At 61.3% G+C, this 10,413-nt stretch carries 10 protein-coding genes and 4 tRNA genes; 9 read left to right on the forward strand and 5 right to left on the reverse strand.

Annotated elements, in window-relative coordinates:
* Positions 1–257, reverse strand: a 257-nt coding sequence (locus ACTJJN_RS24325; protein WP_440781224.1) for a hypothetical protein, incomplete at its 3' end; no start/stop codon positions are given.
* Here ACTJJN_RS24325 and ACTJJN_RS24330 point away from each other — a divergent pair.
* A complete protein-coding gene (locus tag ACTJJN_RS24330) occupies positions 153–1,310 on the forward strand; it encodes an ISL3 family transposase (RefSeq protein WP_425312121.1) in 1,158 nt (385 codons plus the stop codon). The two genes, ACTJJN_RS24325 and ACTJJN_RS24330, sit on opposite strands and share 105 nt — an antisense overlap.
* Before the next feature lie 50 nt (positions 1,311–1,360).
* Here the strand turns inward: ACTJJN_RS24330 and htpX are convergent, their stop codons facing one another.
* Together htpX and ACTJJN_RS24340 are read right to left on the reverse strand one after the other, a co-directional pair.
* Complete coding sequence (gene htpX, locus ACTJJN_RS24335; RefSeq protein WP_004575939.1) at positions 1,361–2,248, reverse strand: protease HtpX; 888 nt, start codon at positions 2,246–2,248, stop codon at positions 1,361–1,363.
* A gap of 307 nt (positions 2,249–2,555) precedes the next feature.
* Positions 2,556–3,767: a pyridoxal phosphate-dependent aminotransferase gene (locus ACTJJN_RS24340; RefSeq protein WP_440781678.1), complete on the reverse strand. Its 1,212-nt coding sequence runs from the start codon at positions 3,765–3,767 to the stop codon at positions 2,556–2,558.
* Between the two features lie 167 nt (positions 3,768–3,934).
* Between ACTJJN_RS24340 and msrB the strand changes: the two genes are divergently transcribed.
* Complete coding sequence (msrB, locus tag ACTJJN_RS24345) at positions 3,935–4,330, forward strand: peptide-methionine (R)-S-oxide reductase MsrB (protein WP_003247101.1); 396 nt, start codon at positions 3,935–3,937, stop codon at positions 4,328–4,330.
* Between the two features lie 13 nt (positions 4,331–4,343).
* Positions 4,344–4,832, forward strand: coding sequence for a glutathione peroxidase (locus ACTJJN_RS24350; RefSeq protein ID WP_267826131.1), 489 nt, complete (start codon positions 4,344–4,346; stop codon positions 4,830–4,832).
* Here the strand turns inward: ACTJJN_RS24350 and ACTJJN_RS24355 are convergent.
* Positions 4,822–7,179, reverse strand: a complete 2,358-nt coding sequence (locus tag ACTJJN_RS24355) for a hybrid sensor histidine kinase/response regulator (RefSeq protein ID WP_088513085.1) — start codon at positions 7,177–7,179, stop codon at positions 4,822–4,824. The genes ACTJJN_RS24350 and ACTJJN_RS24355 overlap by 11 nt on opposite strands.
* A 204-nt stretch (positions 7,180–7,383) precedes the next feature.
* On the opposite strand from ACTJJN_RS24355, the gene ACTJJN_RS24360 reads away from it, so the two are divergent.
* Both ACTJJN_RS24360 and ACTJJN_RS24365 read left to right on the forward strand, forming a co-directional pair.
* Positions 7,384–8,271, forward strand: a complete 888-nt coding sequence (locus ACTJJN_RS24360; protein WP_003247104.1) for an ATP-binding protein — start codon at positions 7,384–7,386, stop codon at positions 8,269–8,271.
* Positions 8,272–8,754, forward strand: a complete 483-nt coding sequence (locus ACTJJN_RS24365; RefSeq protein ID WP_003247105.1) for a GAF domain-containing protein — start codon at positions 8,272–8,274, stop codon at positions 8,752–8,754. It abuts the gene before it with no gap.
* A 156-nt stretch (positions 8,755–8,910) separates the two neighbouring features.
* Here the strand turns inward: ACTJJN_RS24365 and ACTJJN_RS24370 are convergent, their stop codons facing one another.
* Entirely contained in the window at positions 8,911–9,678 is a 768-nt protein-coding gene (locus ACTJJN_RS24370) for a hypothetical protein (protein ID WP_014754096.1), read from the reverse strand.
* Positions 9,679–10,011: 333 nt separating this feature from the next.
* Between ACTJJN_RS24370 and ACTJJN_RS24375 the strand changes: the two genes are divergently transcribed.
* The 4 genes from ACTJJN_RS24375 (at position 10,012) to ACTJJN_RS24390 (ending at position 10,412) form a co-directional block, all read left to right on the forward strand.
* A tRNA-Glu gene (locus ACTJJN_RS24375) sits at positions 10,012–10,087 on the forward strand.
* A gap of 2 nt (positions 10,088–10,089) precedes the next feature.
* Positions 10,090–10,165, forward strand: a tRNA-Gly gene (locus tag ACTJJN_RS24380).
* A 92-nt stretch (positions 10,166–10,257) separates the two neighbouring features.
* Positions 10,258–10,333: transfer RNA gene (locus ACTJJN_RS24385), tRNA-Glu, on the forward strand.
* A gap of 3 nt (positions 10,334–10,336) precedes the next feature.
* Positions 10,337–10,412 (forward strand) — tRNA-Gly (locus ACTJJN_RS24390).
* Position 10,413: the final 1 nt, after the last annotated feature.

Here is a 10,413-nt window from a genome sequence, read left to right on the forward strand (position 1 = left end):
CTTTTTTTTGGTTCTTCACGGAATCCCGGGAAAGACAGAAACAAGAACGCCGGTTTGATGGATGATGTTCGTGCGAGCAAACACATCAACAAACCGGCGTTCTTGTGCACGATATTAATACGTTTCTGCCCTTTTGGGAGGGCTTTTCTGTCATTGCCATCAGGCCTGACGGCGACGATCTGCTGATCGACCTGATTCCGCAGCCCACTAGGTTCCCCACCTGCAGCGGCTGCCATCAGCCCAGCACCGCCATCCACGAATACTGCCAGCGCTCGATCCGTGATCTCCCCATTCTTGGCCATGCGGTACGGTTGAATGTGGAACTGCGGCGCGTTGGGTGTCGCGCATGCGGCAAGCGGATGGAGTCAGTCAGCTGGCTTGATCGCTATTCGCGTATGACCCAGCGCTTGGCCGAGGCCGTGATCCAGGCTTGCCAGCGGCTGCCTACCCTGCACGTCGCCGAGCTGTTTGACTTGCATTGGGACAGTGTGCGCTTGCTGGAACGACGAGCTCTACAAGCCGCTCTAGAGAAGCTACCAAAGGCCCAGCCCAGGCGCCTGGTGATGGACGAGTTCGCCCTGTTCAAAGGCCATCGCTACGCCAGCGTGGTGCTGGACGCCGATACCCGCCGGGTGCTGTGGATTGGTGAAGGACGTAGCAGAACGGCTATCAGGCCCTTCTTTGAAGAGCTGGGGCCAGAAGGCTGTGCGCGGATCGAAGCAGTGGCGATGGACATGAACACCGCATTTGACCTAGAGGTACGCCAACACTGCCCTCAGGCACGCGTGGTCTACGACCTGTTTCATGTAGTCGCCAAGTATGGGCGCGAGGTGATTGACCGGGTACGGGTCGACGAAGCCAACCGTCTGCGCCATGACAAACCCGCGCGCAGGGTGATCAAGCAAGCACGCTGGCTACTGCTGCGTAATCCGGAAAATCTCAAGCGAGAAGATCAACAGGTGCACCTGAGGGATCTGCTGTCGGCTAACCAATCGCTGATGACGGTTTATCTGATGAAAGCAGAGTTAAAAGCGCTGTGGTCGCCCACCACCGCCTGGGGTTGGCGATCAGCCTGGAAGCAGTGGCTGCGTCTGGCTGATGAAAGCGCGATACCGGCACTGAAGCAGTTTGCTAAACGCCTGAAGGGATACTGGCGCGGCATCTTGAGCAGGGTGCGATGGCCAATGCATACGGGCCAGCTGGAAGGCATCAACAACCGGATCAAGGTGATCAAGCGGATGGCTTACGGCTACCGGGACAGCGAATTCTTTTTCATGAAGATCAAGAATGACTTTCCCGGCAATCCGTGAAGAACCATAAAAAAGGGCGACCGAAGTCGCCCTTTGTTTTCTCAGGTGGATCAGCCGCGGCGGCGCAGGGCCTCAATGCGTTCTTCCAGCGGCGGGTGGCTCATCAGCAACCCTGCCAGGCCGTGCTTGAGGCCGCCATTGATGCCGAAAGCCTTCATGGTGTCAGGCATGTGCACTGGCAGGCCTTGTTCCACGCGCAGGCGCTGCAGGGCGCCGATCATTGCCGCAGTACCGGCCAGTTGCGCACCGGCTTCGTCTGCGCGGAATTCGCGGCGGCGCGAGAACCACATCACGATCATGCTGGCCAGGATGCCAAGGATCAGCTCGGCAACGATGGTTGCTACATAGTAGGCAATGCCTTGGCCCTCTTCGTTCTTGAAGATTACCTTGTCGACAAAGTTGCCGATGATGCGGGCAAAGAACATCACGAAGGTGTTCACCACGCCCTGCACCAGCGCCAGGGTGACCATGTCGCCGTTGGCAACGTGGCCAATTTCGTGGGCCAGTACCGCACGCACTTCATCGGGCGAGAAGCGCTCCAGCAGGCCCTGGGACACTGCGACCAGCGCGTCGTTGCGGTTCCAGCCGGTGGCGAAGGCGTTGGCCTCGTAAGCCGGGAAGATACCCACTTCAGGCATTTTGATGCCCGCTTCGCGAGACAGCTCTTCGACCGTTTGCAGCAGCCACTGCTCGTGGCGGGTGCGCGGCTGGCTGATGATCTGGGTGCCGGTGGTCATCTTCGCCATCCACTTGGAGATGAACAGCGAGACGAGGGAGCCGGCAAAGCCGAACACGGCGCAGAACACCAGCAGGCTGCTGAGGTTCAGGTCGACCCCGTTGGCGGCCATGAACCCGTTGAAACCGAACAGGCTCAGGGTAATGCTTGCAACCAGCACCACCGCGAGGTTGGTGGCTACAAACAACAGAATGCGCATCATGGTTGTTACGTTCTCCTGACGGATGAGTTGTCGCTTACTGCGGGGTATATAAGGGGCCTGCCGCGCCGATTCAATCGGGGGACTATTTCAAACTGTGTACGGCGGAGTATGGCAGAGGATGGCGTGGGGGCTGTGGGATAGAGCGTTGCAGGATGTAAGAAACATTCGGCTTGGGGGTTGCGTCAAGGCTGCTGGGTGTTTGCCGCAAGGGGTGTGGCGCCTGTGAGATCGAGCGCCGCCCGCGCGGCGCTCGATCTGCGCCCCACCACCACCACCGCGTCGAACCTCTCGTGGCCCCCGTCGAACCCTACTGCGAATAACCCTTCAGGAAATTGCCGATCCGGCCAATGGCTGCTTCCAGGTCGTCCACCCGCGGCAAGGTCACCACGCGGAAGTGGTCCGGCCACGGCCAGTTGAACGCCGTTCCTTGTACGATCAGCAGCTTCTCCGACAGCAACAGGTCAAGGGCGAACTTCTCGTCGTTGAGGATCGGGCAAACCTTCGGGTCGATCCGCGGGAATGCATACAGCGCGCCCATCGGCTTCACGCAGCTGACGCCGGGGATGTCGTTGAGCAGTTCGTAGGTGCGGTTGCGCTGCTCCAGCAGGCGCCCCGGTGGCAGCACCAGGTCGTTGATGCTCTGGTAGCCGCCCAGCGCGGTCTGGATGGCATGCTGGGCCGGCACGTTGGCGCACAGGCGCATGTTGGCCAGCATGTCGATGCCTTCGATGTAGCTGTGTGCGTGGTGCTTGGGCCCGGAAATGATCAGCCAGCCAGAGCGGAAGCCCGCCACCCGGTATGACTTGGACAAGCCGTTGAAGGTCAGGCACAGCAGGTCCGGGGCCAGCGAGGCGGTGCTGATGTGCACAGCTTCGTCGTACAGGATCTTGTCGTAGATCTCGTCGGAGAACACCACCAGGTTGCGCTGGCGCGCCAGCTCCAGCATGCCCAGCAGCAGCTCTTTGGAGTAGACGGCGCCGGTCGGGTTGTTCGGGTTGATGATCACCAGCGCCTTGGTGTTTGGGGTGATCTTGGCCTTGATGTCCTCAAGGTCAGGGAACCAGTCGGCCTGCTCGTCGCACAGGTAGTGCACCGGCTTGCCGCCGGCCAGGCTCACGGCGGCTGTCCACAGCGGGTAGTCGGGGGCCGGGATCAGCACTTCGTCGCCGTTGTTGAGCAGCGCCTGCATCGACATGACGATCAGCTCGGACACACCATTACCCAGGTAGATGTCCTCGATGGTGACGCCTTCGATTTCTTTCTGCTGGCAGTACTGCATCACCGCCTTGCGGGCACTGAACAGGCCTTTGGAGTCGCTGTAGCCCTGTGCGGTGGGCAGGTTGCGGATCACATCCTGAAGGATTTCATCAGGCGCCTCGAAGCCAAACGGCGCCGGGTTGCCGATGTTCAGCTTGAGGATGCGGTGGCCTTCCTCCTCCAGGCGTTTGGCGTGCTTGAGCACTGGGCCGCGAATGTCGTAGCAGACATTGGCGAGCTTGTTCGATTTGCTGAACTGCATGATGGGATCCCGATTGAGAAAACGCGCTACGCCCCGCCGAAAGGTTTGAAAGGGCAGGAAGCGGGTGCCAGACTGAACGCCTGGCACACGAAGCCAACTAATATACGTGCCACCCGCGCCCCGGAAAAGACGGTGTGGGGTGAAATTCAGCCTGCCGAGGTTTCTACATGAAAAAGATCGAAAAAACCCTGGACGAATGGCGGTCGATGCTCGACCCCGAGCAGTACCAGGTCTGCCGCCTCAAGGGCACCGAACGGCCATTCAGCGGCAAGTACAACAGCGAGCGCCGCGATGGCATCTACCATTGCATTTGCTGCGGCCTGGCGCTGTTCGATGCGCAGACCAAGTTCGACGCTGGCTGCGGTTGGCCAAGTTTTTACGCGCCGATCGAGGACAGCGCGATGATCGAGATTCGCGACACCTCCCATGGCATGATCCGCACCGAGGTCACCTGCGCCCGTTGCGATGCGCACCTGGGGCATGTGTTCCCTGACGGCCCGCCACCGACCGGCCTGCGCTACTGCATCAACTCGGTGTGCATCGACCTTCGTCCGCGCGACTGACCGGAGCCCGATCATGGCTGCAACGATGCTGAACATCCCCTGTGTGACCCTGAGTGGCGAGCACAAGACGCTGGGCGACTTCCCGGGCAAGGTGCTGTTGGTGGTCAATACCGCCAGCCAGTGCGGTTTTACCCCGCAGTACAAGGGCCTGGAGCAACTGTGGCAGGCCTACCGCGACCGTGGCCTGGTGGTACTGGGTTTCCCGTGCAACCAGTTCGGCAAGCAGGAACCTGGCGATGCACGGGACATTGCGCAGTTCTGCGAGCGTAATTTCGGCGTGAGTTTTCCGCTGTTTCGCAAGGTCGAGGTCAACGGCCCGGGCGCTCACCCTCTGTTCGTCGAACTCAAGCAACGCGCCCCGGGTATTTTGGGTAGCCAGAAGATCAAGTGGAACTTCACCAAGTTTCTGGTCGACCCGGCCAGTGGCCAGGTCAAGCGCTATGCCCCCTCCACCAAGCCACAGGCCCTGGAGGCGGACATCGAGCGTTTGCTCAGCCGCTGAAGGGCACCCAATGGTCAACCAGGGCCAGTAGCTCTTCGCGGCGAAATGGCTTGGCCAGGTAGTCGTTCATGCCCGCCGCCCGGCAGCGTTCGCGCTCTTCGGGCATGGCGTTGGCGGTGAGGGCGACGATTGGCAACTCGGGCCAGCGGCCGCTTTGGCGTATACGCCGGCTGGCCTCGTAGCCGTCCATCACCGGCATGTTGCAGTCCATCAGCACCAGGTCGAATTCCTCACGCGCCAGCAGCTCAAGGGCCTCCGCGCCCTGGGTGGCCAGTTGCACCTGGCAGCCGAGCTTGGCCAGCATGCCCTTGGCCACCAGCTGGTTCACCGGATTGTCCTCTACCAGCAGGATCCTCGCACGGCCTTGCTCCTGGGTAATGGCCGGGATGGCCAGCGGGTGTTCGGGCTCATGGCCTTGCAAGGTGCGGCGCAGGGTCTGGTACAGGGCGTTGCGTGCCAATGGTCGGGCCAGCTGGTGCAGCGGGGCCAAAGCCAAGGACTGCTCGCTGGGCAGGAAGTTGCCGTAGGCAGTCACCAGCAGAATCGGGGTTTTCAATGCCGGGCGCAGTTCGAACAGGTGCTCGACGTCGTCGGTGATCAACAGGTCGATCACTGCGGCATCCAGCGTGGCGCAACTGTCATGGCGCTGGTAGGTCAGGCCCCAGGCAGGCAGCAAGTGCTGCAACAGTTCATTGAGCCCGCTGCCGGCTGCGCTCAGTGCGGCCACGCGGCCATGCAAGGGTGCTGGCGGGATGGCTTCGGTGTGCACGGTCAGCGGCAATTCGGCGGTGAAACAGCTGCCAAAGCCCGGCTCGGAGCGAATGTGCAGGTGGCCCTGCATGGCCTTGCACAGGTTACGCGTCAACGCCAGGCCCAGGCCGGTGCCACCGTACTGGCGGGTGATGCCGGCACCGGCCTGGGTGAAAGGCTGGAAGATGCGCGCCTGGGCGTCTTCAGGGATGCCGATGCCGGTATCCCGTACCTCAAGACGTACACCACCGACAATGGCCATCAAGCGCACATCGACACGGCCGAAGCGGGTGAACTTCAGCGCGTTGGACAGCAGGTTGCTGACGATCTGCCGCACACGCGTGGGGTCGCCGAGCACGCTGCTGGGGAAGTCGCTGGCGATCAGGCAGGTCAGCTCCACGCTTTGCGCGGTGTTCTGCGACAGCAGGTTGGCGGTGTCTTCCACCATCGAGCCCATGTCGAACGCAATGCGTTCCAGTTCCAGCTGGCCGGCATCGAACTTGGACAAGTCGAGAATATCGTTCAGCAGCTCTACCAGCACCTTGCCCGAGTCATGGGCGATAGCCAGTTGCTGGCGTTGCTCGCTGGGCAGCGGGTTGTCCAGCGCCAGGGCGATCATGCCCAGCATGCCGTTGAGCGGGGTGCGGATTTCATGGCTCATGTTGGCCAGGAAGGCGGCGCGAGCCTGGGCCATGTCCAGCGCTCGGCTGCGGGCTTGTTCCAGCTCCTGGTTGGACAGGCTCAGGCTGCTGTTGCTGGCCTTGAGCTCGTTGGTGCGCGCCGACACGATGTCTTCCAGCTCGTTCAGGTACTGGGTCAGACGGTTTTCCGCAGTGCGCCGCTGTTCGATCTCGGTGGCCATGCTGACGAACTGCTGGTTGGCGACCTTCACCAGCACGCCGATTTCGTCATGCTCATGTCCGTGTGGGCATTCCAGGCGCGTTTGCCGGGGTTTGCGCGGGTCGCTGCCGCTGAGTGCGCCAATCACCGTCACCAGCGGCTTGGTCAGCATCATGTAGAACAGCGCCAGCAGGAGGCCGGTGAGCACCAGGCTGCGGGCAAAGCCATTGAGCAGGGTGATGCCGGCACGGTCGAGAAAGCGGCTGCCGAAGGCGAAGGTGTCGATGTCCAGGTACAGGGTGCCCAGGTATTGCTCCGGCATGTGGGTCAGGTACAGGCGCTCCTTGAACTGGCGTTGCTCGCCGAACAGGAAGTCGCTGAGTGGCCGGGAGCGGTCCTGCAGTTTTGGCCGCTCGACATCGGCCAGTACCGTTTCGTTGTTGTCGATCAGCCGTGCGCGGATGACGGCCGGCGACTGCAGCAGGCCGCGGGTCAGCTCCAGCGCCAGTTCCGAGTCGATGTTGTAGGCGATGCGCGAGGCCGGGTTGTGGCTGATTTGCAGCAACGCGTTCACTTCACGGTTGATGGACGCGTCTTCGCTGGCATAATCGATGCCGATCTGGATGAGACTGAGCAATGTTCCCAGGATGAAGCCGACCAGGACTGTCAACCGGGCTTGCTTGTATGACAGGCGATTGGTGAACTTGATATCCATGAGTCCCGAGCCGGTTTCCCGTTCCTTGCGCTGCGCAAGCATAGCCGAATAGCCCCGGCTGCTGGTGGGTCTGTCTGTTCATTTCAGTTGATCGCCAAGCGGGGGCCGCTTGGCGCCCCTTCGCGGGCTTGTCCGCTCCCACAGGTACAGCTTAGCCCCAGGCTGAAGGCAAGCCCTGTGGGAGTGGGCAAGCCCGCGAAGGGGCGCGCAGCGGCCCCCAAAAAACTGAGATTGTTAGGAGTCGTCATGGACGCTCGCTTGATCGCTTTTCTGGACCGCGCCGAATCGGTACTGGCGCGCCTTGAACCCCTGTTGCCGGCACAACGCCCGCACATCGACTGGGGCACCACACTGGCCGCGCGCTGGCAGCGTGATGGCCGCAGCGGCTACCTGCTGCCACTGGACGTCAGCCTGGACATCCGCCTGACCGACCTGATCGGCGTCGACAAACAGCGCGACCAGCTGGGCCGCAACACCCACCAGTTCATCAACGGCCTGCCAGCCAACCACGCGCTGCTGTGGGGCTCGCGCGGTACTGGCAAGTCGTCGCTGGTCCGTGCCTTGCTGGCCGAGCACGCCAGCGCCGGCCTGCGCCTGATTGAAATCGAACGTGACCACCTGGCCGACCTGCCGCGGGTGGTCGAGCAACTGCAGAAGTTGCCGCAACGCTTCATCCTGTTCTGCGACGACCTGTCGTTCGAAGCCGGGGAGGGCGACTACCGGGTGCTCAAGAGCGTGCTCGACGGCTCGCTGGAGCAGGCCCCGGACAACGTGCTGCTGTACGCCACCTCCAACCGCCGCCACCTGGTGCCCGAGAAGGAGAGCGACAACGAGAACTGGAAGCGTGTGGACGGCGAACTGCACCCCAGCGAAGCGGTGGAGGACAAGATTGCCCTGTCTGACCGTTTTGGCCTGTGGCTGTCGTTCTACCCGTTTACCCAGGACCACTTCCTGAACGTTGTCGAGCACTGGATTGGCCAGTTGGCACAACCTGCGGGCCTTGTGTGGCAGCGCACCGAAGCACTCGACATCCTCGCCGTGCGCTGGGCCACCGGCCGCGGCAACCGTAATGGCCGTTGTGCCTATCAGTTCGCCCGCTACTGGGTCGGGCTGCAATTGCTGGAGCAAAAGTAAATGATCGACCTCAATGCCAGTGGCGCCGGCCTCGACGGCTATAACCTGCTGGCGGCGCAAGTGCAGGCACTGTTCGCCGACGAGCGTGACTTCATCGCCAACGCCGCGCAGTTTTCCGCGTTTCTGTATAACCAGGTGGACGACCTGAACTGGGCGGGGTTCTACCTAAACCGCAACGAAGAGCTGGTGCTGGGCCCGTTCCAGGGCCAGGTGGCGTGCGTGCGCATTCCGTTCAGTAAAGGTGTGTGCGGGGCTGCGGCGGCAACGCGGCAGACCCAGCGGGTCGAGGATGTACATGCATTCCCTGGCCACATTGCCTGTGACAGTGCCTCCAACAGCGAGCTGGTGATCCCGTTGGTGAAGGACGGCAGGTTGATTGGCGTGCTGGACCTGGACAGCCCGACGGTCGGGCGGTTCAGCGAGGCGGATCAGGTGGGGCTGGAGCGGTTGGCGGCGATCTTTCTGGCGTTGACTGACTGCTGATCGATGTTGCCTGAGCCGGCCTCTTCGCTTGTAGGAGCGGGTTTACCCGCGAATACGGTGGCGGCGGCAACGATGAATGACCAGGGATATTGGCCAGCGGGCCCGGCCCTNGTAGGAGCGGGTTTACCCGCGAAGAGGCCGGTACAGGTTAACCAATCAGTCGTAGATCACCTTCTTCTTCCAGGTTTCTTCCTCATCGGTCTTGAGCCCATCGGTCAATTCGTTGTGCTCGTCCTCCGCCGGTGCCATGCGGTCCAGCACCTGGGCATTGGCCCGGGCCAACAGTTTCTCAAGATACGTCAGCTGCTCTTCATACACCTTAGGCTCGGGCTGCTTGCGCAAATACTGCACGCCGCGCTCGAAGGCCAGGCGCGCCTGGCCGGGCTGGCCTTTTTGCAGGGCCTGTTGACCAAGGTTGTTGAAAAACTCGATGTGCAGCAGCACCAGGACATGGCGGATTTCCTTGACCCAATGCTTGGCCTCGACAGCGGGCAAAAAGCCTTCATGGGCAGCGCGGGTCACCTGATTGTGCAGCGCCTCCAGCAAGAAGCGTACGTCCTTGGCCTTGATCTCGGTGTGGATCGGGTTGGGTGGGTTGTTGACCGGGATCTTGTCGCCCAGGGCAATCAGCCCTTCCAGTTCGGCGATGCGCGCCTTGAATTCGGCATTGTGCTTGTCCACCGCCAGCAGGCGCTGGTTGAGGTTCAGCTCCAGGCGGGTCAGCAGCAACTTGAGGGCCGGGGTCATGAACTGGCCGGGGAATGTCTCGGTGATTTCGCCACAACGGCGCAGGCGGTCGGCCAGCTCGATCTTCGTCCGGGCGCGTTCTAGCTTGCCATTCTCGACCACGTTGTTGAGGTAGCCGATCACGATCAGCAACGCGATGCCCGCCACGATGAGCAGGGTGATCAGAAGTGGTGTCACCGTTAAAGCCTCATGAATAGGTTTGCATGATTGAGTGTAGGAGCGAGCTTGCTCGCGAGAGGCCCTGACAGCCATTCTCTTTTTCTATCGGCAAACTGTGCCATGACTGGATGCTGGCACATTAATGCTGACTTGACGCCAGAAAATCAACGCCAAACCCCGGCAGGCTTGCCAAAACAGCGCTTGGTGTACCCGGAAGTCATTGATTTAAATAAATTTCTACAAAGGGGTTGACGCCTTCCCGAACCATCCATAGAATGCGCGCCACTTGCAGCGTAAAGCACACAGCGAAACGCAGCAGGGAGTGAAAGCAGGCAGTAATGCCAGCAGCGTGTCCCCTTCGTCTAGTGGCCTAGGACACCGCCCTTTCACGGCGGTAACAGGGGTTCGAGTCCCCTAGGGGACGCCAATGCGGGAATAGCTCAGTTGGTAGAGCACGACCTTGCCAAGGTCGGGGTCGCGAGTTCGAGTCTCGTTTCCCGCTCCAGTTTCTCCGGCACTGCTTAGCGGCGGGGCAGGAAAAGAAAATCCAGGCTGAATCGTGAGGTTCATGTTCTGGTGCACTGAAAAGTGTTGTGTGTCCCCTTCGTCTAGTGGCCTAGGACACCGCCCTTTCACGGCGGTAACAGGGGTTCGAGTCCCCTAGGGGACGCCAAATGCGGGAATAGCTCAGTTGGTAGAGCACGACCTTGCCAAGGTCGGGGTCGCGAGTTCGAGTCTCGTTTCCCGCTCCAG

The sequence above is a fragment of the Pseudomonas sp. 22515 genome (assembly GCF_052044625.1).
GTDB lineage: Bacteria > Pseudomonadota > Gammaproteobacteria > Pseudomonadales > Pseudomonadaceae > Aquipseudomonas > Aquipseudomonas alloputida.